Raw genomic sequence first — 24,174 nt, forward strand, 5'->3', positions numbered from 1 at the left:
AACAAAGTTACACGGATCTAATTCCTCTCAGTTGTCGTATATGGACTAGACATGCTTTTTAATTCCCTAAGTTTCGCCCTATTTCTGCCTGTTGTTTTTATACTCTATTGGTTTGCTACAAAGGGAAATTTAAGGTGGCAAAACATACTCCTACTGGCTTCCAGTTATTTCTTCTATGGTTGCTGGGACTGGCGTTTCATGCTTCTGCTGATATTTTCAACGCTGTTGGATTATTTTACGGGTATCAAGATTTACGAATCAAATACCCGCCGAAGACGCTTGTTCTGGTTATGGCTCAGCATCGGTATCAATCTCGGTTTTCTGGGAGTTTTTAAATATTATAACTTCTTTGCAGCCTCATTTGTCGAAGGACTGAATTTACTTGGGTTTCAGGCGAATATTAGTACCCTGAAGATTCTGCTGCCTGTGGGGATATCTTTTTATACTTTTCATGGACTTTCTTACGTGATCGACCTCTATAAAAAACGGATTACGCCAGAACGTAATTTTATTGATTACTCGCTATTTGTAAGTTTTTTTCCTCTGCTAGTTGCCGGACCAATTGAGCGGGCTACACACTTGCTGCCGCAGATCAAAAAGAAAAGGGTTTTTGACTATGCCGATGCTGTCGATGGCCTCAAACAAATCCTTTGGGGTCTGTTCAAGAAAATGGTTATCGCCGATAACCTGGCACAATATGCCAATACGATTTTTAACCAGTCAGAAGGTTATGCAGGTAGTACTTTACTTTTGGGAGCTTTGTTTTTTACAATACAGATTTATTGTGATTTTTCAGGATATTCAGATATCGCTTTAGGTACTGCCAGGCTTTTCGGAATGGATCTGCTGCGAAACTTCGCCTTTCCTTATTTCTCCAGAGATATTGCTGAGTTCTGGCGACGCTGGCATATTTCGCTTTCTTCCTGGTTTAAAGATTATCTCTATATTCCCCTTGGGGGGAGTAAAGGTGGCATGTGGATGAAAATCAGAAACACCTTTATCATTTTTTTAGTCAGTGGTTTTTGGCATGGTGCCAACTGGACGTTCATCGTTTGGGGGTTTCTAAATGCACTTTATATTATGCCCTCTATCATTTTGAATACCAACAGGAATAATCTCGACATCGTAGCCAAGGGTAAATATTTCCCAACAATCCGAGAGTTTTTTGCCATGCTCATCACCTTCAGCTTAACCACATTTGCCTGGATTTTTTTTCGTGCAGATAACCTGAATCGTGCTTTCAGTTACATATCTACGTTATTTTCGCCGTCGTTATTTACCAGTCCTAACCAAGTGTATTTTTCAGAAGAAATTCTAGTTTTAACCGGTTTGTTCTTCATCGTCGAGTGGTTTGGCAGGGAGCAACAATATGCTATTGCAGCGATGTGTAGTACCTGGAAACGACCATTCCGATGGGCCGTCTATATATTGATCATCATGACGATCTGTTTATACGGTGGACACGATCAAACTTTTATTTACTTTCAGTTTTAATTGCCTGCTATGAAACGATTTTTGCTGAATCTATTGTTGTTTGTTGCCATCGTGTTAAGTTTGGCAGTCATCGGCGTATTACTACCCGCCACACCGCGGTCATCACGGTCACTGCTCTTCGAAAAGATCAGGAAAGATTCGCTACTTGTGCATGTGCCGGCACCTAGGATTATTTTTGTTGGGGGCTCTAACCTCGGACTTGGTTTAAATAGCGAACTTATCAAGGATTCATTGAAACTCAATCCCATCAATACCGCTATTCAGGCCAATATCGGATTAATATATATGTTGGATCATACAGTGCCCTATATCAAACCGGGCGATATTATCGTGGTAGCCCCTGAGTACCATCAATTTTATGATGCATATGCATACGGGCGTGAAGAGTTATTGCGTACTGTGCTCGATGTTTCTCCAGAAGATGCAGGAAAATTAAGGCATCAGCAGTGGGTAAGCATCTATCCTTTTATACCCAAGTATATCTTTTCAAAATTTAAACCAGATGAATACTTTTTTTTTAAAGACGATGTCATCTATAGCGTATCTTCCTATAACAGGTTCGGCGATGCAGTTGCACATTGGAACATGGAAAGGCAACATTTTGATCCCGATGGTCCGTTCGGTAAAGTATTCAATCCTGCTGTTGTGCAAAGCCTTGTTACATTCCGAGATCTCGTACAACAAAAAGGGGGGAGGTTGTTAATCACTTTTCCCGGTTACGAAGTCACTTCGTTCGACAAGAACAGTGTACAGGTCGATTCAATCGAAGCTAGCCTAAAAGCAAACCATTTCACCTTGCTTGGAACTCCGGCCCGCTATAAAATGCCTGATTCATTGTTTTTCAATACCAACTATCATTTAACAAAGCAAGGGACCGACTATCGTACAAAGTTGTTGATCCAGGACCTCAGAAAAGTGCTGCCATGAGCTACCACTGTGAAATTGTTTTTTGATGGTCATGTCTGTGTTGGCGCTGATACGGTACCTACCAGATGCATAATAGTTTTGATTTTTCCATCCAGTTCAACTGCGCTCTTGTTCAGCATCTCGATTTCTTTAGGTCCAATCTCAAAGTTGTCCAACTGAAAGCAATGAATCAAACCTAAAATCGAAGCCACAGGCTTGCGTAGTTCATGCGATTGGATATAGGCGATATTTTTTAATGAACCTTTCATGCGATTGATCAGCTCACTGGTATGGTCGATATCCTGGATAGAGCCATAAATGCGAACGATGCTGCCCTCGCTCCGCACCGATTGCCCCATTAACCGAATCCGCTTTTGATGCCCGGCAGCAGTGGTGATGTGTAGATGAAGATCGAAAAGCATAACTTCATTTTTTGCCCGCTTTATCGTTTCCAGGATTCGCTGGAGATGGGGACGCTCCCGAAACAATTTCCGAACGGTACTGATCAGCGGTGGATCGGAAATGTTGATTTCACAGATTTCCTTTGCGGCATCGCTGATAAATATTTGTTTGAGCGTTAAGTCCCATTCCCATAGCCCTGATAGTAAAAAATCTTTCGCGTGTGGAATCATAATCCAATATACGGTTAAGCTGTCTTTCTGGAAAGGCTGCAAAAGTTCATTTAAAAGCTGTGTAAGTCCTAAGTTTAAACCGATATCGATTTCGGAACTTAAATCTGCCAACGGGTTAGGCAGCATCAATGTTTTTTTTTGCCAGGGGATAAGAACTTTTTTCTTCCAGATATTTTCTGTAGCAGAGTGAAAAGTTATTCGGGTTTGAAAAATTAAATAAATTGGCGAGTTGCTTCTTGCTAAATCTGTTTTCGGCAAGATATGTTTCACCAAGTTGCATTTGCAGGTGCCTGTAATAATTTTTAACACTTTTATGGTGTCGTTCTTTAAAATCTCTTTTTAACTTAGACTCAGAGATAAAACATCTTTTAGCCAGTGTGGAGATGCCGGGGAATTTATTAAATAGGTTTTCTTTTAATACACTTTCTACATCATCTATTGGTGTCCTGCGACTGATTAGGTTGGGTTGCTCAACATCGGTGCTGGCGGCCTTCAGGTCAGCCTCATACACATAAAATCCCTGTACAATGCCATCTTTGATGTCGGGGAAGTAAGCGGCTTGCATTAATCGAACCACCCCGGTATACATGACCAGACTACGTTCAAACATCTGGACTTTCCCTGCCAATGCACCAGTTATATATGGTAGGCTCACTGTGAAGCCAGCTCCCAGAAGTTCCCTCAATGTTACCTTGCCAATAAGTTCATCAGGAGTTCGGCCAAACCAGGTGATGTAAGCATTATTTGCAAACCGGCATACCAGATCGGTATCCCAATAGGCAATTAAAGTATTTGTGTTCTTTGTAATGTAATGACTATGCGGCATAAGAATTATAGTAAAACAAAGGTAGTCCGTTAACGAATTTCCGATGTGAACAGAAATGCCATCTTCGTTAAGAGAAGTGACAAATAATCCTTACTGAGTCTTTTAATGAACTAGATAGGGCCTATAGCGCAAACCGCAAGAAAAACTAGCGGCATAGCACTATAGGTTATTCTATCATCCCGTTCCGTTTTTTTACGCGTCGAATTTTGGCAAGCGGGACATTCAAATGTAACTAAATGATGTGTTGCCAGACAAGGGCATTGCCTAACAAATAATTGGAATTATGATCAGATTTTTAGTAAGCTTAACCAGTAAGTTTCAAATTACTGTACTGACATTGTAGGATAAACGGCATTATAGGTTTTTAAGAGCTTGCCCTTACTTGAATACTCCGAAATTTTATCACCCGAATTTGAAGGGGTCAATAATTCATAACTCCCGTCTCTATTGATCGTCTTCTTCCTGCCATCTGCATAATTAATTTCTTTATTAATCAGCATTCCTTTTTCGTCAAATTTCTCTTCCATTGCGGTAATGCCTTTTCCGAGGTTTTTACCGTAACTACGACTCTGAATTCGATCAGTTTTCCCATAATAAAATGTCCGGGTACCCTTAATCTCGTCCTGGATATCCCAGCCAGATAGATTCATACGCTTTGAATAAAATGTCTTGCCGTTCCTGGATCTTGACTCACTCTTGAAGTCGCCATTGTCTTCAAACTCCTTTTCGTAGAAAACATCCCCATCAAAATAGTTGCTTTCCACAAGCATACCGTTAATCTTCTTGTCTACCCTAACTAACGTATCATTTTTATATAATCCTCTTATTTCAAATGTTTTATCTGGTAAATCAAAGTTCATCTCCCCATCAATCTTTCCAGTATTGTTAACCTGAAAAGATACCTTCATTCCTTGCGCATTCCGTCCTTCCTGGTCCATCAAAACCACGTAACTGCCGGCTGATAAAGGCTTCCCATCTTTATACCTCACATTTTGTGGCTCATGCTTTTCCATGCGCTTGCCAATGCTAAATCCCTGGAGTTCGCTCTGTTTGATATTTGTCTGCCCATGAGTTAATATGGTAAGCAGCATCAGAGAGGCGATAATTAATGGGTATTTCATAAGGTTGATCGTTTCTATGTTAATAGTCCTCATCTTCCAACATTCATGCCACGCCAGAAACGAATCTGCGTCAATAATTGTAATTTATACTCGGCAACAAATTATTTTCCAATAAAAGTTATCTTTTAGTTGTAAATCAGTAACTTGTGATTGTTTTTTAGATAAACTAACGGTTACGGCTTCCCGTACGATGCTACCATAGGGATAGGGTAAATTGGCATCTGCCAACATCGTAGTCTTTTATCTAACTATGACAACCAAATATAGTCTGTTAATCAAATGAAACGAAAGGTAACTTTAATGCTCTCGCTGTTGATCATTGTTCAGGTATCCTGCAAAAAAGACGTGTCTGATCTAGATATTTTAGCGGAAACTATTACCATTGATGGTACGCTATATACCACAGTAGCAATCGGAACAAAAACATGGACAGCCTCCAACTACAATGGGGTAGGAGGTGTAAACTATAAGGACGGTGTCAATGATCCCTTTCTTGGAAAACTGTATTCCTGGCCAGAAATCAAGGCAATAGCCAATTTGCCTAAAGGCTGGCGTATTCCTACCGAAGCAGATGTGAAATCGTTAATGACTCTTGTTGGAACGAAGGTGGATCTTACACAAACATACACCGACGCTACTTCCTGCGCAAAGCTGATATCAACAACCGGCTGGACAAATGTGCTCTACACAGGCTTAAATACAACAAAACTAAATTTACATCCAACAGGATACTTATCAATTTCCGCTTTGGGAACAAAAACCTTCTCAGATAAAGGTATTCGCGCATCCTTCTGGACGTCAACAACTGTTCAATCCGGTGGCAAATATCTTCCTTTGCTATTCGAGATTTCTACCAGTAGTGTGGATGCCAGAAATCAGCCTGCGGGTCTACGTGGCGGTATTTATAGCACTACGGCTAATGGAGACGGGGTCACAACAATGTTAGCTGAGAAAAGATCACTGCGTTTTGTTAAAGATAATTAGGCTTTCCATTTTTACACTGGCAAACTAAAGTGAAATACAGATCCTTTACCAGGCTCACTTTCTGCCCAAATTTTACCATTATGATGTTGCACAATCTCTGCACTGAGGTATAGCCCAATGCCAAAACCAGAAATAAGATGCATAGCCTCACTTTCCACCCGGTAGAAGCGATCGAATAAGCGTGGCAAATCCTTCGCCGGCACCCCCATGCCATGGTCTTTAACACTAATCTGCGCAACATCGTCCTTGATATCACAAAGAATCTCTATATCTGCACCAGACGGTGAATATTTGATAGCGTTACTGATGAGATTTGATATTACTGATCCAATTTTGTCTTTGTCGGCAAAAACTTTAACCGGTGCACAAGGTTCAAAGATGATCTTATGGTGTGTAGAAAGAATTTGTGCATCCTCGATGTACTCTTTTACCAGTTGATCCAGGTTGAAATGCTGTTTATTCAGCTGGATCTTGCCAGACTCCAATCTGGAGATATTTAAGAATCCATTGATCAGGGTAGTCATTTTTTTAACTTGATCCGTAACTTTGCCCAGTGCACTTACACCAAAGGTATCTTCATTTTTAACAGCTTTTGCTTGCAGTACTTGAGCGTAAGCATTTAAAGAGGTGAGTGGTGTTTTAAGCTCATGGCTCACCATTCCTATGAAGTCATTCTTACGCTGCTCATCCTTTTTCTGCTCAGTAATATCCATTACTACGCCAGAGAAAATAGTGTATTTACCCAACTCGTCCTTGCTGATCCTACCTACCGAGCGTAACCAGATTACTTCGCCATTGTCAAAGCGGTTTTGGGTAAAAGAGACATCATATAAGCCACCATCTTTAATGGCTTGCTCAATATCCTTAACCACCAACTCACGATGTTCTTCGGTAATTTGCCCAATTGCCTGGTCGTATGTCATCGGCGTCTGGCCTTCATAACCATAAAGTCTGGCCAGCACGGCATTGTAATGCAAGTCTTTTGTTATCGGGTCTATGTGCCATGATCCAAGTCCGGCAGCCTCTATGGCTAGTTCCAGTTTAGCTTCAGCGCTTTCCTTTTCCCTGATCAGTTGCTGCAGGTGATCGCGTGATTCGTTCAGCTCTTCATTTGTGGCTGCAAGTTCTTCGTTTGTCGTAGCAAGTTCTTCATTAGCAGCAGCTAGTTCTTCATTGATGGCTGATTGCTCCTCCATCAGTTCCTGCTCTCTTAAGCGTGCAATCGCGCGTTCTGTTACATCTATACTTAGCGAAAGGATGCTATGCGTATTTCCTTCCGCATCTTTAATCGGTGTATAGGAATAGTCCCGATAAAATTTTTGTTTTACGCCATCAATCACCAACTCTGCTTCAGCCTCAAATCTGCTATACGCAATTCCGGTGCGGTATACTTCCGCTAATATCTCTGGGAAAGCCTGTGTTTTAATTTCAGGGAGAATCTCCAAAAGCGGCAACCCTATGATGCTTTCATCTCTGTTCCAAAGCTCCAAAAGGGCATTGTTGATGGTTTTCATCTTCATCTCCGGGCCTTCCATTACGCAGATGCCGGCGGGCACTTCATTTACAATAGTATCCAAAAGCTGATGCTGGGCAATAAGGTCTGTCTGGACTTTAAATAGCTCAGCAGCGCGTCGCATTACGCGCTGTTCCAGTTCCTTATTTAGTGTTACTAAGCTTTCCTGGCTCTCTTTTAAGCTTTCTACAGTTTTGCTTAGTTCTTCATTCGTTGCAAAAAGCTCTTCGTTGGTCGCAGCAAGCTCTTCATGTAAAGTCTGTTCACGGTGATGTGCATCATGTAGTTCCTTCTGACTGAGGATATGGCGGGTGATATTTCTGGTTGTTACGATCAGATAGGCTGGTTGCTCGGCCTCTTCGGCTACGGGCATTAGTTCGACTTGCCACCAGGCTACGGGATCTGCTTCATCATTTAAAGATGAGATTTCAAATTCTTCAATATTAATCTGCTCATTGGTTTGCAGGGAGTTCGTTAGTGCTTCTTCTAGTTTAATCCGCTCAGGTGTAACTTCGCCAGGGTTGCAAAATAGGTTGATAAGCGATTGATTCAGAATGTTTTCTTTTAATGCACCTGTTGTTTCAAGATAAGAATTATTTACTTCCATTATTGTGTATTCTGGAAAGTTGGTTCTTACAACAAGGCGTGGTACAGGCATCCTAAAATAAGCCTGAAAGAAAGAGTTTTTAAGTTTATCCATTCGAGATTGCTGAGCAATTGCGAATGTAAGCAAGCTACTTTATAGATACTAACCTAAGTGGTAATAATTTAGCAGTATTGTTGTGAATTTGTTCTTATTAACTTCAGTCCAACGAAGCGTTTAATATAATCCGGGCCGAACTATTTAAATCAAGCCGCTCCTTCAGTCACTAATAATGACAATGTAAGGGGTATATTGCCAAAGTTTACACACTCAGAATTTCTGACCATATAGGATAATAAACGGCCTTTCTATATGTTCCCCCTTTGAATTTAATATGTGCTCCGTTCTGTGCAGCACTTGTATGTCGCCAAAGCCACAAGTCTCAAAAAATGTCCTCACCTCTGACACCGAATAAAACCTGAAATCGAAAACCGTCCATGGAAGTGCTGCACCAAACTCTTTTTCTACAAAAGCTACAACAAACCTGCCCTTTGCTTTTAACGCGCGATGCACTGCCGCAAACTGGTTGATGGGTTTCTCCCAGAAATAAATCGTATTGAGCGCATAGCAGCAATCCAGAGACGCAGATGGGACATTTCCACACCCGTCAAAGTCGATCTCTAAAATTTTTGTTTCCGCAGGCAACCACATCGCTGCTATCACATCCAGTACTATCCGATTGGCTGTTGTCAAAGTTGTTTCCCTGCTACGGTTGTCCAAAACTTTTTTTTCCCTCAATTTCATCTGCTGTTCCATACATTAAGCATTGGTAAGCCTGCAAATAGACGAATGACCTTGCTCAAAATCTTTACACAAACCGGAGTTTGCTTTATACAAAATGGATTTTTGTTAAAACTTTTTAATCAGTTTCTTTATTTTTTTACCATAATTGTAATTATGGGCATTAATGTGGGTAAGCAGTATGGGAGTTGGAAAAATGTTGGTGGCAGGTTTATTCCCATCACTAACGAAGGCCAATTGCTCAAAGAAACCAGACAGACATACACATTTTCTTTCAGCGAGGCCGAGTTGGTGCAGATCACCGCTCCGGATTTTTATATCGTTTATGGCGATATCTTATTTAAACAACACCAGCTCTATTTTAAGCCTACGGCGGATAAACCTGATATGCTTAAATTGCGTTTCACGCTCTCCGGAAGCGGAGCTATATATAACCAGGTAAACAAGCAACAATATTTGTTCAATGCCAACCAGCAGAACATTATTTATATGCCTGAGTTGGATGGGACGGCCCAATATGATACCGACCACAATTACTGCTTCTTTGAAGTCCACTTTGCCAAAGAAAGATTTTTGCAACTTGCCGAACACGCTTCTCAGGCCTTAAAAATCTTAGCCGATCATATGGATGCCGGCCGCTATGCGCAAATAGCTGTGCAAAGTTTGCCTATATCACTGGACATGCACGAATGTATCCGTGAGATCCTGAATTGCGACTATCCTGAAGGACTAAAGCTTATGTTTTTACAGTCAAAATGTATAGAACTACTCGTGCTTCAGGCAAATGCCTTTGAACGGGCAGCCTCCAAGAAAAACCTGTACTCTGATTACGATCAGGACTGCTTATACCACGCACGCGATTACCTGATTCAAAATATTCAACAACCACCGTCAGTTACTGAACTTGCCAGGGTATGTGGAATCAATGAGTTTAAGCTGAAGCAGGGATTTAGGAAGCTGTTCGACAATAGTGTGATTGGTTACTTGAGCGATTACAAACTAAAACATGCTAAAACATTGTTGTTAGACGGTGTTGCGATAAAATCTGTGGCATTCGACCTTGGTTATTCTTCCGTCCAGCACTTCAGCACTGCATTCCGTAAAAAGTTTGGTCAACCTCCAGGATCTTTAAAAAATTAAAGTTTGCTTGCCCCAACTCCCTCAAATGTAATTTGGACAGGTTTTATATACCCATTCTCGTCAAACTCCATTTTCTCTATGCAGGTTACCCTGTGATTGCCATTCGTTTCTCCCAAAGGCCTGCGGTGGTATAAGATGTAATATTCTTTGGTCTTTGGATTTTGAATAACGGAGTTGTGCCCCGCTCCGGTAGCGATAGCTGTATCTTGCTTAAGAATCCTGTCGATGCGCTTAAATGGTCCAATGGGGGAGTCTGCAATTGCATAGGCAACAAAATAATTAGGGCCTGTCCAACCACCCTCAGACCACATAAAGTAATATTTGCCATTGCGCATAAACATAAACGGTCCCTCAACATAGTTTTCAGGTGTAATTTCTTTATAGGTAGAGCCATCAGGAAATGGCACTACGCTTTTAAAATCATCGCTAAGCTTCACAACATTACAGTGTTTCCAGCCACCGTAATACAAGTAATACTGTCCGTCTTTATCGTTGAAAATATATTGGTCTATAGGCTGAGCGCCATTATGGAACTTATCGATCAGCGGCTTGCCAATATGGTCTATAAACGGACCTTCAGGCTTATTTGATACCGCTACGCCGATTCCACCAAGCTCATCGTTGTTTTGTATATCATTGGCGCCAAAGAATAGATAATATTTATTGTCCTTTTTTGTAATCGATGGAGCCCACATTGCCTTGTCGGCCCACTTAACATCTTTGTTCTGTAGAATGTTAGGGTGCTTTGTCCAGTTAATCAGGTCTTTGGAGCTAAAGGCATCCATAAAAACCTGTTCTTTATACTTTGCTGAGTAGGTAGGATATACCCAGTACTCTCTTCCAAATATTGCCCCCTCTGGATCGGCATACCAACCTGGAAATATAGGATTACCAGACGTTTTTTGAGCTGCTTTCTGTTGTGCAAAAATAGCAGAGGTAAAGAAAACTAAACAAAGTAACAGATTAGATGTGCGCATTTGGTTTTTTTTGATCAAGCATTAAAGCTACATTTTTTTGTAAATGCGGCAAAACCATTTTAGACGATTCATAGTAAACTTGAAGGCGTAGTTGAACCTGTAATTTGCAAATAAAATTACTGAGCACGATAATTGTAAGCTAGCCTCTGAAAATCAAAACGCTATACTATGAACCACGCTACAAAGAAAACCAATAACAGGCTGACTAGTCTATTGTACACCGGTGTTCTGGCTACTTGCTTAACCGCATGCAGTTCTTCTGGTAAAAAGGGAGATACACCTGCTGATACTACAGTCACAACAACTTCGGCTACAACTTCAACCAGCACCGCAGCCCCATCCATCTCATCAGAAACTCCTGGAACTACAGAAGTATTTAAAGATTTTGACTGGAATACCGTCCCGGTGTCGACAGCTGAAATTGGTGCATTTCCTTACCTTACAGCTCCATCAGGCTTTTACATCGGAGAGAAGGATAGCTATTCAGAATCTAAAACGGGATATTCTACAGTCTCGGATTTCAACAAATTGTTCATATTTACAGGATCGTCTTTTTATAATGCTGAAGGAAAAGTTGGTAAGTTGAAGTTCCGGATGAAAGGCGACAATGTGGAATGGAACCAATATAAATTTGATAGTAGTGTCGAAAAATATCTGACAAGCATTGGTGCTAAGCTGATTGGTAAGATGAAACTCGACGATGCCAAGAAGAAATTTCTTAACAAAGATGATGACATGGCGATCCATAACCACATGGTTGGTGATCCTTATAACGTTCCAGTACGTTTTTACGCCTTAAATCATGCAAAAGGTAAAGTCATGTTTCAGGTATTCTCTAATACTGCGGAGGGCGATGTTGGTGTTGTAGAGCTAGCAGGATTTGAACAGACAATCAAGGCGCCTACGGCTGCACAAATGAAGAAAGATATCGATGCAACCGGAAAAGCAATCCTGAATATTAATTTCGATACTGATAAATCAACATTACAGCCTGAAGGCCAAAAGGCCGTTGATGAGATCTTAGCCTTATTGAAAAATGATGGCTCATTAAAACTAGCCATCGAAGGGCATACAGATAATGCAGGCGCAGCTGCGCACAATAAAATGTTGTCAGCAGCACGTGCAAATACCATCCTGAAATCTTTAACCAGTCGCGGGATAGCAACCAACAGATTAACCGCTACTGGCTTCGGAGCAGAACGGCCCTTAGTTGCTAACGATAGCGAAGCCAACATGGCACGTAATAGAAGAGTAGAATTGGTTAAGAAATAATGTCGCCTACCTTTTCCGAAGAAACTCCAGGTGTCTTGCCTTAAGTTCTTCGGAAAAGGTTGCATTAACAAATTTGTCGTCAATCTGGCCATTGCTGCCAAAATACCCCTTCCGTATTTCCTGCCTCCCAAATTCGGCTAGTTTCCCCATAGCCACTTTACCAACCTGTGGCATCCTGTCTCTGGGAATCACAAATGTAGGAAGTCCGGCAAAGTAGATCGTCCATTTAGACATATTCTGTGCGGCATACAGCACGTAGACATAATCCAGCGCTGCCGATGTATCGTTATCCTGTATCAGTAACAACAGATACGCCCTGTCTTTTCTTGTGTTAAAAAATATTTCATCATCAACCTTCCATGTGCACTCTTTGAGAAATCGTACCTCCTCAATATTATCCCCAATCCATTTGTTGATGTTCTGGTCAGCGATTTTTTGTAATGCGCTATACCTGACGTCTGCGCTGCGTTGGTTGATTGGTACCATTGGTAATTGTGGCTTCTCATTGGCATTCGAACAGGCACCGAGCAGTACCGATGTAAAAAGGACTGAAACCAGCATTATCCTGTATGTCGTCATGGCCAAAAGAGATCAACATTCAAGCCAGTATCTGTCTTAAACTTTGACGTACTGTTCTGTCGCAATTGTCAATATTCCCCCCGTAATTATTAACGTATCTTAAACCGTCAGTTAAGTTGTATTAAATTGAAACTTTTAGATAGTCAGCTAGTTGTATTTTAAACTGCCCGATTTTATGAAGAAGATATTAGTTGTTGAAGATAATGAAGTAATTCTTCAAATGATCACGTTGTTGCTAGAACTAGAAGGCTATACCGTGGTGCCTTTGGCCGAAGGCTGTGCTTTAAAGACAGTGATCGAAAACGTTTACCCAGACGTAATTTTGATGGATGTTTTGCTGGGTGACATGGATGGTCGTCTTTTATGTTCTGCCATAAAGAAGGATCCTATCACTGCTACGATCCCTGTGATCCTCATGTCTGCTGGAGACGAGTGTCAGCTTGCTCAAATGGAGCAGCAATGTTTACCTAACGATTTCCTTGCTAAACCATTCGATATAAGTTGCCTCGTTCAAAAAGTTAAGCGCCAACTTATTAAAATTCAGTGATGTAATTATTCGTTACCCCTCATCCATTCAATTCCGGGAACAAGGTTTTTGTAACTTCTTTCCAGGCTCTTTTTGAAACATCCTTGTCAAGGCATTCTTCCAGAAGTGTTTTGAACTGTTCCTGTTCGCTTGCTCCATCAATAATCAGCGATTTACTGTACATGAAATACTGTAATGCCCGTTTTCGTGTTTCTTTGTTTTCATAGGGATCAAACAGGATTTGCCGGCATAACTCCACATTTTTATTGGTAATGGGATGTTTCTTATATTCCTTGTATTTTTTTCCGTAAAGCTGGTTGTTGATAAAAGACTGCCTCTTATTATATGACTGGTTGTTCTTTAGCGCTGAAGCGAAAAGCGCTGAGATTTGGTTTATGATAGCCTGTTCCAAACCAAAATCCTGATAGCCTATAATCCCCATCTGGTTATAGCGGTTGCAGGTTTCTAAATAGGCCATCTTTGCAAATAATGTGCTTTCTCTAACCTGATAAGTTGTAGCTCCCCTGTATACATCATAGGTAGGTTGGTAACACAAAATAATAAGATTTTTACCCTGCTCGCTGGCGTATTCGAATTCCTCTTCCCAGGTTATATCAGCATATGTACTCTTGATCACAAAAATGATAAGATCAGATGCATCGATAGTCAATTGAGAACTGAACTTATGGGCCTTAGGCCCGCCAAACTGGTCGAAGAAAAATATACCGTTGATAAAGGTAACGGGCTTTTGCAGATTTAGCGATCTGCAAGCGTTAAAATAATCTTCAAGGTAACATTGTGTATCGGCAGCACCGCAAAACATGACAGATGGTGAAAGCATAAATTATGGGTATACTATCAAAACTATGTTTTGTGCATGCATACCACAATACCTAAATGTTGGTATTTGTGTTACTGGCTTGATTTTAGATATCTCTTGATAATAACATTGACTTCGATGTTGATCTATTGGTAAATTGATTCATACCGTTATGGGAAATTTTAAAAAGCCAATTCTCAAAATCCTGAAATGGGTTGGAATTGTCGTGGTATCTATCTTGTTTTTAATGTTTATCATCCCCTTGCTGTTTCCGGGAACTATCTCAGAGCAGGTAAAGATATTTGCAAACAAGCGCCTGGCAGGTAAGCTCGACTTTAAAAAGACACACCTAACGTTCTTCCGCCATTTTCCTTCACTAACGGTATCAGTGGATGAATTAATCCTGCGTGGATCCAAGCCTTTTCAACAAGATACCTTATTGGCCGCAAAGGAAGTGGCTGCAGGGATCAATCTTAAGAGTCTGATTTTTGATAATGAGATTCGGATCAATGAAATTTATGTTACTGATGCCTTTGCAAATGTGCTCGTAAATAGTAAAGGACAGGCTAATTACAATGTGTACGTTGCCAGTCCGGCTACAACTCCAAAAGATACATCGGGAAAGGGTACTTCTATTAAGTTGGATCTGATCAAATTCAGAAACTGGCACGTTAGATACAATGACCGCCCGGCAGCAGTATCTCTGGATGCTAAAGGTCTAGACTACACGGGTAAAGGTGGTTTAAGCGAGGATATCTTTGACCTGAAAACTGACCTGGATATCGATCTACTTGATTTTAGTCTGAACAGGATTTATTACGCCCAGCAGAAATCTCTGCATGCAGATCTCATCACCAGAATAAATACCAATGCGCTTACCTTTGTGCTCAAAAAAAATGAACTTAGGATAAATGATCTCCCCCTGAAATTTACAGGCTTCGTAAGCATTCTTAAGGATGGTTACGACCTGGATATTAAAGCGGCTTCAGAAAACACAACCATCCGGGACATGATTTCCGTACTTCCGCCCCAATATCTTGACTGGGCCAAAGACACTAAACTGGAGGGTAAAAGTGATTTGTTCTTCGCCCTAAAAGGTCAGTTCAGTGAACCCAGAAAGATAAAGCCAGATTTTAAAGCCCGTTTATTTGTTCAGGATGGTACCGTATCCAGCGCAAAGGCACCGGTGCCCATGAACAACCTGAATGTTGATCTGAATATAGATTTACCTGCACTGGATCCTGAACAGTTGGGTCTGGATCTCAAAAAACTAAACTTCGACCTGGGTGGGAAAAATACGTTTCGTGCTGCGGTAAAAACTAAAGGACTCAGCGAGATGACTGTAAATGCCAATCTCAAAGGTGCTGTTAACTTACAGACGCTGGATCAGGCCCTTGGCCTAAAGGATCTTGAGGTTAGGGGACTGATGGATGCAGACATTAAGGCCAATGGTGTCTTTAACATGGATAAAAAGTTATTCCCCAAAGCTAATGGATATCTTAAACTCCGAAACGGCTGGTTAAAAACAAGTAGCTATCCTAACCCGATCACGAATATTAACCTGACAGCTAATATCAAAAACACCGACGGTACCTTCCGAAGTCTCGGGGTAGACATCAATCCCTTCAAGTTTGATTTTGAGGGAAATCCGGTATTCATCAATGTCAGCCTCCAGGACTTTGAAGACCTGCTTTATAAAGTACGTGCACAGGGGGTGCTTAACATCGGAAAAATCTATCAGGTATTCGCCAAAAAAGGATTGGACGTTAGCGGCCTGGTAAAGGCAGATCTTTCATTGAACGGCCGATTAAGCTATGCCACAACAGGCCAGTACAGCAAGCTTGATAATAAAGGCACGCTAAACCTGAAAAATATTAAAGCAACTACCTCATACCTTCCTAAGTCGTTTTACCTTAAAGAAGGGAACTTCGAGTTTGAGAACGAGAAAATGTGGTTCCGCAAATTTAACGCTACCTACGGTAAGTCAGACTTTGCATTAAATGGATACCTGCTCAATACAATCAATTATTTTGTCGAACGCAAAGGTACCCTTCACGGAAATTTCGCTTCGAATTCAAACTATATTCTGGTAGATGAGTTTATGGCGCTTAAAAGCGGAGATAATAAAGATCAATCCCTGGCTATTGAATATGCTAAAGCTGAAAATCCTAAAAGTAGTGGGGTGATTATTGTTCCTAAAAACCTGGATGTATCCCTGACAGTAAATGCCAAGAAAGTTGGATTCAAAGGACTTGAAATTAATCAGCTCAATGGGCAGGCAGCGGTCACAGGCGGACAGATATTTTTAAAGAATACGGCCTTTAACCTTATCGGGAGCAGGATGAATATCGATGCACGGTACAAAGATGAAACGCCCTTAACATCAAACTTCGATATTGCATTTAAGGTGCAGGATTTTAACGTCCAACGTGCGTATAAGGAAATTGATATGGTGCGCGAGTTGGCAACATCTGCAAAGGATGTGACGGGGATTGTTTCTTTAGATTATAAACTTAAGGGCGATTTCAACGAAAATATGATGCCCATCTATCCTTCATTGGAAGGAGGCGGTGTGGTTAACTTACGGGATGTAGCAGTTAAAAACCTGAAAATGCTGTCGGTAATCGGTGATAATGTTGGCGCCGATGCGTTTAATAATCCTGATATGAAAGGTGTCAATATTTCCACGCAGATCAAAAATAACCTGATCCATATCGATGAGTTTAAATTTAAAGTGTCAGTACTCAGGCCTTCTATCAGCGGTACAACGAGTCTTAATGGACTCTTGGATATCCTGGTTAAAGTAGGGCTTCCGCCAGCGGGATGGATCAGTATCCCTGTTGCAGTAATCGGAACGGCAGAAAATCCAAAGATTAAGTTTTTTAGCCGCACTGGACAGGGGATCTTAACCGCAATTTATAACAGGAAAATCAACAAGGTGATCCGCGGAGAAAAACGTGATGTTAAAAAGTCTGGTAGCGAGCAAAGGCAACTTAAACGGGCGCAGGAGAAGAAAGCTGAAGCTGCGGAAAAACAAGTTAAAAGGAATGTTCAGGGTTAAAAAGGTGTGGAATTGGGATCGTGCGGAGGAAATAATGATGCTGTTTTCTTCCTCAAATCTTTGAAGAAAAGATTTGCATGTCATCAAACAACATCATTATTTCTAGAACACGTCTCCGAAGGTGTGGAGCTGAAGATGCAGGGTCCATATTTATAGGTCATCAACAACCTAATTGTTTCTAGGCTGTCTCATCAAAATCCCCCAGTTTGCGGGATTGTGGGATGCTTTAAGGAGCTCTACTTTTGGGTATTATTAATCCCTGATGAAAAGAATTCTCCTCCTTATTTGTTTCAGCATCCTGGTATGCGCCTGTAAAAAAAATCCAAATCATGACAGCCTTATTGAACCTGCAAATACTAAAGGATCACTCTCAGGGATATTACTCCCGCTTGGGGCATCCGCTAACATTTACGCCACGGATGTACAAGGAAAAATTTACACAGCATCGGTCAATACAGTCGTCGGATCTTTTCAATTTGATCAGCTACCTGCCGGCGATTATCAATTATCCGTCCCTCCAAGCACGATTTATTACCCGCTAACAAACAGATCAGTCAGGGTATTAGCCGGCCAAACAATTGGTACAGGCCCAATCATGCTTGATCAGGTTCCTGGTGCGATGGGAAGTGTTAGCGGAACACTGCTGCCCGTCGGTTCTGGTACAAGTGTAACTGCCACTAACAAAAAAACAGGCCAAGCATTTGTTGTGATACCTGAGAAAGCCTATGGCGGTTTTAATCTTGGGTTACCAAGCGGCGATTATACCCTCAGTTTTACTGTGGCTGCACCGCTTGAATCTCCTGATGAAGTTTCCATAACGATTTCAGGCAAACCAGTAAGTTTGGGAACCATGAACTGCAAGCCAGGTAACTCAGGAAGTATCACAGGATCGTTTAATCCTGTTGCCAGCGCAGCAACTATTCAGGCCATTCATAATCTATCAGGTACGGTAACTTCCGGCTTTATAGATCGGTATAAAAATACATTATTCTTTCCAGTACTTTTACCCGGTACTTATACCATAAAAACCACTGCTTACACACCATACCTTTCGCCTGCTGATATTACAGCGGTGGTTACTAAAGGCAATACCACGGATGTTGGTATGATCACCTTGCCTTACAATACAGATGTTCGGATATTAAGTTATAAAATGAACGGTCTTGCCACGGTGCGTTATAATCCACCTGCAACTTTTATAGATGGAGTACTTAAATTTTCAGTAAGTACATCAAATCCACCCGCTACTCCCGAAAGCCGCAATTCTTCTTCAACAGCTATGGTGTTTTCCCTCGACGGAATTACTGGTCCTGGCAAATATAACTTTACCGGTACAAATGTATCCAACATGAGTTATACGGCAACTACCTCTAATGGGTACTCAAAAACGGTCACAAACTGGGGTGTTTATGGGCCCGGTGCTTCCGCCCAGGTGGAGATCACCGCAATAGATGCTGCAAAACGTACAATTAAAGGAAAATATGCTGCTGTTCTTGTGGCCGATAAAATAGGAACCGCTAACAAATCAATCACCGAAGGTGAATTCTACTTGAACTATTGATAACATCGTTTGAAGATCCTAAATTCGATAATGATGTCATTTGATCAATTAGTAAGTTATTTCCTGCCCGCAGTAATGCGACAGAATAAAACCCACCCCCAGCATGATGAGTTCAGAGTGATCGTCAGTTCGGCGCTATTTGCCATCCCGCTGATGTTTCTTTTTCCTGTATTCCTATTGCTGCTGCACAAGCCGGTAGTTGGTTACTTCATCAACGATATCCTGCTGATCATCATGCTAATCTCCATTAAAGTATATGGGCATTACCGGATTCCAATGACCATCACGGCACTGGCCACCTATTTCATCATTTATGGATGGATCAGCGATTCGGGTTTAATCTATTCGTCTAACGTCGCGATCCTACATATCTACCTCCTTGCAGCCGTATGGGCCGACAGGAAATATGGCTGACTGGCAATATTCGGTAACCTCGCTGTGTTTGGATACATCTACTACCAGACGCTTCATGCCGGGTTGCCAGATATTGTCGACATGACACTCGGCGGACCATTATATGCCTTGGGAATGAACTGCCTCATTACTGTGTTCCTTGGTGGTTTTATGGCCTATCAACAACATGACCAGGAGTGCGACCGTGCCAATATTAGGGCCTTGCAAGACCAGAAAATCAATATCCTGGATGAGGCTGTAAAACAACGTACCGAACAGCTGAATAGCATGCGCGAGTCCATCGCTACAGACTTCCATGATGAAACAGGCAATATGCTGTCGACCATTACCCGGCAGGCGGCACTTCTCAAAATGAAACTTAGTCAGGATCACCAGGTGCAACCTATCGTTGATCAGATCATCATCAACAGCAATGCACTATATGCCAGTAGTAAAGATTTTTTATGGCACCTCAACCATGATAGTGATAATCCGGAGGAAGTCTTTGATTACCTCACTGCTTATGGGCAGTTGTATTACAATCAATTCGATATTGCCTTTTCGTCAAATACCCTCTCAAACATTCTCACAAACGCGGATTTAGATGCGCAACAGTGCAGGCTCCTGCAGCTGGATCCTCGGGCAGCGTTACACATCATTTATATTTTTAAAGAGGCAATGACCAATGTTGTTAATCATGCCGGTGCTACAGAAGTTCAGCTCAGCATGAGTTGTACTGCTGAAGCAATTACTTATATCCTGACTGATAATGGTAGTTGGAAAAATGCCGATGCAGGGACGGAACATTATGGACTCGGTAATATGCAGCGTCGTTGCTTAAACAATCAGTTTGAATTCGACCTGGTCAATGCCTCCCATGGCACGCAGATTATGATCACTGTTCCTGTTAGCACCCCTGAAAATCTCGTACATGGATAAGCGAATTACCATTGTCGAAGATAACAGCAAGATCCGAGAAGGATTTGCTGCAGTTATTGAAAATACTGATGGCTATAGGGTATGCGGTCAATATGGTAATTGTGAAGCAGCTTTGAAGAATCTACACGTAGACCTGCCAGATCTGGTGCTGATGGATATCGACCTTCCGGGGATTGACGGTATTGAAGGGACCCTTCGCATCAAAAAGCTGTATAAAGACTGTATTGTTTTGATCATTACGGTGCTGGAAGACAGTGATAAAGTATTTCGTTCACTTTGTGCAGGTGCAGGGGGTTATATTGTTAAAAATTCTGACACCCACGATATAATTAAAAGCATTGCTGAAGCCCTTACCGGAGGTGCCCCCATGAGTCTGCATATCGCTAAAATGGTTGTACAGTCGTTTGCCCGCGCGCAGGATTCCCCACTTTCAGGACGTGAGCAGGAGGTGCTGCGGGGTATTGCTGAGGGGAAAAGTTATTCCAAGATTGCACTGGATCTGTTTATCAGCAAAGAGACTGTGCGTAGCCATATCAAAAATATCTATCAGAAACTGGCAGTTAATAGTAAGGCCGAAGCGCTGAAGGTTGCCGGGCATAACAAGTGGTTTAGGGGTTGACCGAGCGTGAGGGTGAAATGATGATATTGTTTTCTTCCTCAAATCTTTGAAGAAAGATTTACATGTCATCAAACAACATCATCATTTCCAGAACAGCTCCGAAGAGCGTAGTGCCAGGGTGAAATGATGTATTGTTTTCTTCCTCAAATCTTTGAAGAAAGATTTACATGTCATCAAACAACATCATCATTTCCAGAACACCTCCGAAGAGCGTAGTGCCAGAAGGCATGAAGCCTAAATTCTTATGGCGCTGCTACAAGAAGCACTGCATCGGCAACAACTTTCGTCCCATTTGCGAGGATTTCTATATAGGGATTTCCCGCTCCTGTAAAGGTATATTGGCCCAAGGAAACCCATTCTCCGGAGGTTTGTCCAACCACTTTAACATCTGAATCTTTTAATGTTATGGTTTGTTTTACTTTGCCGTCGAATACGTTAATGGTTGTTTGAGCGCTGTGATCCTCGAGTTTTGGGTAATAGATATATACGGTGTATTTTCCACTTACTGTCTTTCCGGGGCTGTAACGTACAGACTTCACCTGATCTCCACTTGGCAAGGCCTCCAGGTAGTCAGGGCCATAACCTCCTTTTTTCTGAACTGACCATTCGCCGGTAACTGCAACCTGAGCAGTGTTGTTGTCAATCAGAATATCGGGCTTGGTGCCGTCAGCTAAAGGGTTATTCTTGAGTTGCTGTTGTAAACCTTTCACATCGATGTTCTGAACGGCTACTTTCCTGTCTATTGCTTGTGCAGCAGCGATGGCCGCAGACTGGCCCAGCACCATAAACACAGGTTCCATACGAATGGAGCCATAGGCAATATGGGTTGCCGAAAGACAAACCGGAACAATCAAATTTGAAGCTTCACTTTGCTTGGGCACAATAGCTCTGTAAGAGATAGGATAGGGGCCAAAACCACCTTCTTCAACATTGCCTTCGTTTTTTACTACGCCGTTAACTATAAGTCGGTCGCAGTTGTGCGAATCCATTGTATATGCTGCCATGCCCACACCGTCAGTTACTACTTCTTGTCCCTGACAGTGGTGCTGGGTCATCACCAGTTCGCCTTTCATTCTGCGTGCTTCGCGGATATACAGCTGGTGAGACCAGTTTCCGTTATCGGTATATTCATCTTTAGGATATCCCCACGCACTGATTTCTTTTCTGATGTGCTGCGGAACACGCTCATCATGCCCAACAAAATAGAGCAGCCCTTTCGTGTAATCGGTATGGCTCTTCCATATCGCGGCACGTTTCGCATAGTCTGCATCGGGATAGTCCCAATTCATACCGATCATATCTGTTGAGAACCCGTTCCTGTTATTGATATCTGTCTTTTGGTTCGGCATCCCACTCCAGATAAATACATCCTGCAAGGATTTCCAGGTTCTTTTTTCCATTTGCCTGATCAGTAGCTCGTACCGTTCCGGCTGGTAGTTCTCAGGCTTCGTAATGGGAATCATGTTCGCGGGATTATTGGTCAGGCAGATCCTGAAATTATAAGCCTGCACTTTAGCATCACCACTTCCCTTTGCCGCCAAACTCCCCGGGGTTATTCCCCAGAGTAGCCCACTGGCCGCTTCTCCCTTAATTGTGTACGGATCTATGCCCTCTGGTAACTGGTGACCGTTCATGAGCTGTACGCCGTTAAAGGTTTCGTTGTAATCACTGTTGGCCTCTCTGCCAACGGCATACGAAACACCTGCCCTAGCCATCAAATCCCCCTCGTAAGAACAATCTATAAATACTTTGGCGCTTACTTTTCCTCCGGCTTTACTAACAGGGTTTTCCAGTATGATGCCAGTTATCACTGTTCCCTGTTTTTGTACCGAAACAAGCCTGTTCTGGTACATTACGGGAACCTTTCCTTTTTTGATATATTCCTTAAAAAGATTCTCGGCCACATGAGGTTCAAAGATCCACTGTTCAAATCTGCCGTAATGCTGTCCAATTCGTCTGTAGAAATCAAGCGCAAGTCCGCTGATGGCATATTTGTTGCCAATATCAGTCAAACCCAGTCCGCCAGAACTCATCCCGCCCAGGTTTTTACCAGGCTCAACCAGAAGTACCGATTTGCCCAACTTAGCGGCGGTATACGCCGCAATAACGCCCGACGATGTTCCGCCGTAAATGCAGATGTCGTAATTCTTATATAGCGAACTTTGGGCCCTTAAGCCTGCAGTAGGCAACATGATAACGCATAGCATGTACAGCAGTAATTTCTTCATCATTAGTATTTAGGGTTTTGAATCAGTTTGGGGTTAGTTACGATTTCTATATTTGGAATCGGCCAAAGGTAATCTCTGGCGGGATCAAAAGTACGTACTTCGATCACCCTCAGGTCGGCCCGATTGGCTACATTATCATAATTGGCAAGTCCATTTTCATCAATCTGGGGCGCTCCGGCAAGCAATCCTTTCTGTACTCTTCCGTAAAAATTGCCAACCATAGCTTTATCAGCAATCTTCCACCTGCGCAAGTCAGTTAAGCGTAAACCCTCCATAGCAAGCTCATATAAACGTTCTTTTCTAACCAGACTTCTAAATTCTGCGGTGGTCTTTCCTAGTGTTATTATTGGCATATTAACACTGGGACGCGACCGGATCAGGTTGATGGCGTCATATGCCGACTGGTCCAGTTGTCCAAGCTCATTTTTAGCCTCCGCATAAATTAACAGGATTTCTGCATACCTGATCTGGATCACGTTCATGTCAGAGTTTGTACGATCTGCTTTATCCTCCAGATCAACATATTTCTTCCAGCAGTAACCGGTAAAGGTCGCAAAAGCATTGAGGGCATCCTGGTTGTCAACACGTGTAGCCGGCGTAGTATTGTAATTCCAGCATTTCACGCTGTCGCGATGTGTTTCAAACTGGTAATTGTAAAAGATAGATCCGGGCACAGCAATGGTGAAGGTAAGTCGGGGATCTCTGTTTTTGTAGGGCGACTTGGGGTCAAATAACGGTGATTTATCGATATTAAGTCCGTCTGTACAGGTATAGGCATCTACGAGCGACTGTGATGGTACTTTATTGGTAAAACCAAGGCCATTTCTGGATAGCAGATTGTTGGGTGTCGAATGCATCTTTGTTTTCATACAGGGTAGCCTGCAAATTATTTGCGCTTGAAGCAGGTGCATAACTTAATGCGTTCACTTTAGTCTAGACTATCACGCTGTTGATCTTAATAGTTTGGTTATTTGCCAGTGCAAGAGTTTTCCGTCACTTGTTTTAAGTATACCTGCTCTCCGGAACTTGGTTTAACAGCGACATTTTTTTGCTGGGGCGAGTGCAATGAGTTTGTTAACAGAGGCAAAAATGTCAAGAAAAGCCGAATTAATGGAATTCCAAAAAGGAGCATAACTCAACTGTCCAATAAGGATTGTAGCGCATCAAAAATGATGTAGTACATGCGTGTTCAATGTTCT

The 24,174-nt window shown here is 42.1% G+C and carries 21 protein-coding genes; 11 read left to right on the forward strand and 10 right to left on the reverse strand.

Annotated features, from left to right (window positions below):
* The first annotated feature begins 51 nt into the window (after positions 1-51).
* Complete coding sequence (locus CLV32_RS19295) at positions 52-1,494, forward strand: MBOAT family O-acyltransferase (RefSeq protein ID WP_133558592.1); 1,443 nt, start codon at positions 52-54, stop codon at positions 1,492-1,494.
* A gap of 9 nt (positions 1,495-1,503) precedes the next feature.
* On the forward strand, positions 1,504-2,421 hold the full coding sequence (locus tag CLV32_RS19300; RefSeq protein WP_133558593.1) for a hypothetical protein: 918 nt from the start codon (positions 1,504-1,506) through the stop codon (positions 2,419-2,421).
* Between the two features lie 29 nt (positions 2,422-2,450).
* Here the strand turns inward: CLV32_RS19300 and CLV32_RS19305 are convergent, their stop codons facing one another.
* The 3 genes from CLV32_RS19305 to CLV32_RS19315 all read right to left on the reverse strand — a co-directional run bounded on the left by CLV32_RS19305 (position 2,451) and on the right by CLV32_RS19315 (position 4,979).
* The gene (locus CLV32_RS19305; protein ID WP_133558594.1) at positions 2,451-3,158 is read right to left on the reverse strand and encodes a hypothetical protein; all 708 of its coding nucleotides are present in this window, start codon (positions 3,156-3,158) and stop codon (positions 2,451-2,453) included.
* A complete protein-coding gene (locus CLV32_RS19310; RefSeq protein WP_133558595.1) occupies positions 3,148-3,858 on the reverse strand; it encodes an AraC family transcriptional regulator in 711 nt (236 codons plus the stop codon). Before CLV32_RS19310 ends, CLV32_RS19305 begins: the two co-directional genes overlap by 11 nt.
* 323 nt (positions 3,859-4,181) lie before the next feature.
* The gene (locus CLV32_RS19315) at positions 4,182-4,979 is read right to left on the reverse strand and encodes a hypothetical protein (protein ID WP_133558596.1); all 798 of its coding nucleotides are present in this window, start codon (positions 4,977-4,979) and stop codon (positions 4,182-4,184) included.
* Between the two features lie 279 nt (positions 4,980-5,258).
* Here CLV32_RS19315 and CLV32_RS19320 point away from each other — a divergent pair, with 279 nt between their 5' ends.
* Positions 5,259-5,963 carry an FISUMP domain-containing protein gene (locus CLV32_RS19320; protein WP_133558597.1) on the forward strand — a complete coding sequence of 235 codons (705 nt, stop codon included), beginning with the start codon at positions 5,259-5,261 and terminating at the stop codon, positions 5,961-5,963.
* A gap of 11 nt (positions 5,964-5,974) precedes the next feature.
* On the opposite strand, the gene CLV32_RS19325 is transcribed toward CLV32_RS19320, so the two are convergent.
* Together CLV32_RS19325 and CLV32_RS19330 are read right to left on the reverse strand one after the other, a co-directional pair.
* A complete protein-coding gene (locus tag CLV32_RS19325; protein ID WP_133558598.1) occupies positions 5,975-8,176 on the reverse strand; it encodes an ATP-binding protein in 2,202 nt (733 codons plus the stop codon).
* A gap of 213 nt (positions 8,177-8,389) precedes the next feature.
* Complete coding sequence (locus tag CLV32_RS19330; RefSeq protein ID WP_133558599.1) at positions 8,390-8,863, reverse strand: class I SAM-dependent methyltransferase; 474 nt, start codon at positions 8,861-8,863, stop codon at positions 8,390-8,392.
* Between the two features lie 153 nt (positions 8,864-9,016).
* Between CLV32_RS19330 and CLV32_RS19335 the strand changes: the two genes are divergently transcribed.
* Positions 9,017-10,000, forward strand: a complete 984-nt coding sequence (locus CLV32_RS19335) for a helix-turn-helix domain-containing protein (protein WP_166641985.1) — start codon at positions 9,017-9,019, stop codon at positions 9,998-10,000.
* Here CLV32_RS19335 and CLV32_RS19340 read toward each other — a convergent pair.
* Positions 9,997-10,977, reverse strand: a complete 981-nt coding sequence (locus CLV32_RS19340; protein ID WP_133558601.1) for a glycoside hydrolase family 43 protein — start codon at positions 10,975-10,977, stop codon at positions 9,997-9,999. The two genes, CLV32_RS19335 and CLV32_RS19340, sit on opposite strands and share 4 nt — an antisense overlap.
* Before the next feature lie 168 nt (positions 10,978-11,145).
* On the opposite strand from CLV32_RS19340, the gene CLV32_RS19345 reads away from it, so the two are divergent.
* Positions 11,146-12,249 (forward strand): OmpA family protein, encoded by a 1,104-nt coding sequence (locus tag CLV32_RS19345; protein WP_133558602.1) that lies wholly within the window; start codon positions 11,146-11,148, stop codon positions 12,247-12,249.
* A gap of 6 nt (positions 12,250-12,255) precedes the next feature.
* Here CLV32_RS19345 and CLV32_RS19350 read toward each other — a convergent pair whose 3' ends face one another.
* Positions 12,256-12,828: a hypothetical protein gene (locus CLV32_RS19350; protein WP_133558603.1), complete on the reverse strand. Its 573-nt coding sequence runs from the start codon at positions 12,826-12,828 to the stop codon at positions 12,256-12,258.
* A gap of 175 nt (positions 12,829-13,003) precedes the next feature.
* Between CLV32_RS19350 and CLV32_RS19355 the strand changes: the two genes are divergently transcribed.
* A complete protein-coding gene (locus CLV32_RS19355; protein WP_133558604.1) occupies positions 13,004-13,375 on the forward strand; it encodes a response regulator in 372 nt (123 codons plus the stop codon).
* A gap of 19 nt (positions 13,376-13,394) precedes the next feature.
* On the opposite strand, the gene CLV32_RS19360 is transcribed toward CLV32_RS19355, so the two are convergent.
* Entirely contained in the window at positions 13,395-14,195 is an 801-nt protein-coding gene (locus CLV32_RS19360) for a hypothetical protein (RefSeq protein WP_133558605.1), read from the reverse strand.
* A gap of 151 nt (positions 14,196-14,346) precedes the next feature.
* Here CLV32_RS19360 and CLV32_RS19365 point away from each other — a divergent pair, with 151 nt between their 5' ends.
* The 5 genes from CLV32_RS19365 (at position 14,347) to CLV32_RS19385 (ending at position 20,747) form a co-directional block, all read left to right on the forward strand.
* The gene (locus CLV32_RS19365; protein WP_133558606.1) at positions 14,347-17,235 is read left to right on the forward strand and encodes an AsmA family protein; all 2,889 of its coding nucleotides are present in this window, start codon (positions 14,347-14,349) and stop codon (positions 17,233-17,235) included.
* 262 nt (positions 17,236-17,497) lie between these two features.
* A complete protein-coding gene (locus CLV32_RS19370) occupies positions 17,498-18,796 on the forward strand; it encodes a hypothetical protein (RefSeq protein WP_133558607.1) in 1,299 nt (432 codons plus the stop codon).
* 30 nt (positions 18,797-18,826) lie between these two features.
* Complete coding sequence (locus CLV32_RS19375) at positions 18,827-19,210, forward strand: hypothetical protein (RefSeq protein WP_133558608.1); 384 nt, start codon at positions 18,827-18,829, stop codon at positions 19,208-19,210.
* A gap of 24 nt (positions 19,211-19,234) precedes the next feature.
* Positions 19,235-20,128 carry a sensor histidine kinase gene (locus tag CLV32_RS19380; protein WP_133558609.1) on the forward strand — a complete coding sequence of 298 codons (894 nt, stop codon included), beginning with the start codon at positions 19,235-19,237 and terminating at the stop codon, positions 20,126-20,128.
* Positions 20,121-20,747: a response regulator transcription factor gene (locus CLV32_RS19385; protein WP_133558610.1), complete on the forward strand. Its 627-nt coding sequence runs from the start codon at positions 20,121-20,123 to the stop codon at positions 20,745-20,747. Before CLV32_RS19380 ends, CLV32_RS19385 begins: the two co-directional genes overlap by 8 nt.
* A 242-nt stretch (positions 20,748-20,989) precedes the next feature.
* Here CLV32_RS19385 and CLV32_RS19390 read toward each other — a convergent pair whose 3' ends face one another.
* Together CLV32_RS19390 and CLV32_RS19395 are read right to left on the reverse strand one after the other, a co-directional pair.
* The gene (locus CLV32_RS19390; protein ID WP_133558611.1) at positions 20,990-22,978 is read right to left on the reverse strand and encodes an FAD-dependent oxidoreductase; all 1,989 of its coding nucleotides are present in this window, start codon (positions 22,976-22,978) and stop codon (positions 20,990-20,992) included.
* Positions 22,978-23,844 (reverse strand): RagB/SusD family nutrient uptake outer membrane protein, encoded by an 867-nt coding sequence (locus CLV32_RS19395; RefSeq protein WP_166641986.1) that lies wholly within the window; start codon positions 23,842-23,844, stop codon positions 22,978-22,980. Before CLV32_RS19395 ends, CLV32_RS19390 begins: the two co-directional genes overlap by 1 nt.
* Positions 23,845-24,174 lie beyond the last annotated feature (330 nt).

Source organism: Pedobacter duraquae, from assembly GCF_004362245.1.
GTDB classification, from domain to species: Bacteria; Bacteroidota; Bacteroidia; order Sphingobacteriales; family Sphingobacteriaceae; genus Pedobacter; species Pedobacter duraquae.

Bases quoted from the DNA above. Each gene is read 5' to 3' on its own strand.
- CLV32_RS19340 (WP_133558601.1), bottom strand. From the start codon at position 10,977: ATGCGCACATCTAATCTGTTACTTTGTTTAGTTTTCTTTACCTCTGCT.
- CLV32_RS19310 (WP_133558595.1), bottom strand. From the start codon at position 3,858: ATGCCGCATAGTCATTACATTACAAAGAACACAAATACTTTAATTGCC.
- CLV32_RS19315 (WP_133558596.1), bottom strand. From the start codon at position 4,979: ATGAAATACCCATTAATTATCGCCTCTCTGATGCTGCTTACCATATTA.
- CLV32_RS19350 (WP_133558603.1), bottom strand. From the start codon at position 12,828: ATGACGACATACAGGATAATGCTGGTTTCAGTCCTTTTTACATCGGTA.
- CLV32_RS19390 (WP_133558611.1), bottom strand. From the start codon at position 22,978: ATGATGAAGAAATTACTGCTGTACATGCTATGCGTTATCATGTTGCCT.
- CLV32_RS19385 (WP_133558610.1), top strand. From the start codon at position 20,121: ATGGATAAGCGAATTACCATTGTCGAAGATAACAGCAAGATCCGAGAA.
- CLV32_RS19370 (WP_133558607.1), top strand. From the start codon at position 17,498: ATGAAAAGAATTCTCCTCCTTATTTGTTTCAGCATCCTGGTATGCGCC.
- CLV32_RS19295 (WP_133558592.1), top strand. From the start codon at position 52: ATGCTTTTTAATTCCCTAAGTTTCGCCCTATTTCTGCCTGTTGTTTTT.
- CLV32_RS19365 (WP_133558606.1), top strand. From the start codon at position 14,347: ATGGGAAATTTTAAAAAGCCAATTCTCAAAATCCTGAAATGGGTTGGA.
- CLV32_RS19335 (WP_166641985.1), top strand. From the start codon at position 9,017: ATGGGCATTAATGTGGGTAAGCAGTATGGGAGTTGGAAAAATGTTGGT.
- CLV32_RS19375 (WP_133558608.1), top strand. From the start codon at position 18,827: ATGATGTCATTTGATCAATTAGTAAGTTATTTCCTGCCCGCAGTAATG.
- CLV32_RS19320 (WP_133558597.1), top strand. From the start codon at position 5,259: ATGAAACGAAAGGTAACTTTAATGCTCTCGCTGTTGATCATTGTTCAG.
- CLV32_RS19360 (WP_133558605.1), bottom strand. From the start codon at position 14,195: ATGCTTTCACCATCTGTCATGTTTTGCGGTGCTGCCGATACACAATGT.
- CLV32_RS19355 (WP_133558604.1), top strand. From the start codon at position 13,004: ATGAAGAAGATATTAGTTGTTGAAGATAATGAAGTAATTCTTCAAATG.
- CLV32_RS19395 (WP_166641986.1), bottom strand. From the start codon at position 23,844: ATGAAAACAAAGATGCATTCGACACCCAACAATCTGCTATCCAGAAAT.
- CLV32_RS19305 (WP_133558594.1), bottom strand. From the start codon at position 3,158: ATGCTGCCTAACCCGTTGGCAGATTTAAGTTCCGAAATCGATATCGGT.
- CLV32_RS19345 (WP_133558602.1), top strand. From the start codon at position 11,146: ATGAACCACGCTACAAAGAAAACCAATAACAGGCTGACTAGTCTATTG.
- CLV32_RS19300 (WP_133558593.1), top strand. From the start codon at position 1,504: ATGAAACGATTTTTGCTGAATCTATTGTTGTTTGTTGCCATCGTGTTA.
- CLV32_RS19325 (WP_133558598.1), bottom strand. From the start codon at position 8,176: ATGGATAAACTTAAAAACTCTTTCTTTCAGGCTTATTTTAGGATGCCT.
- CLV32_RS19330 (WP_133558599.1), bottom strand. From the start codon at position 8,863: ATGAAATTGAGGGAAAAAAAAGTTTTGGACAACCGTAGCAGGGAAACA.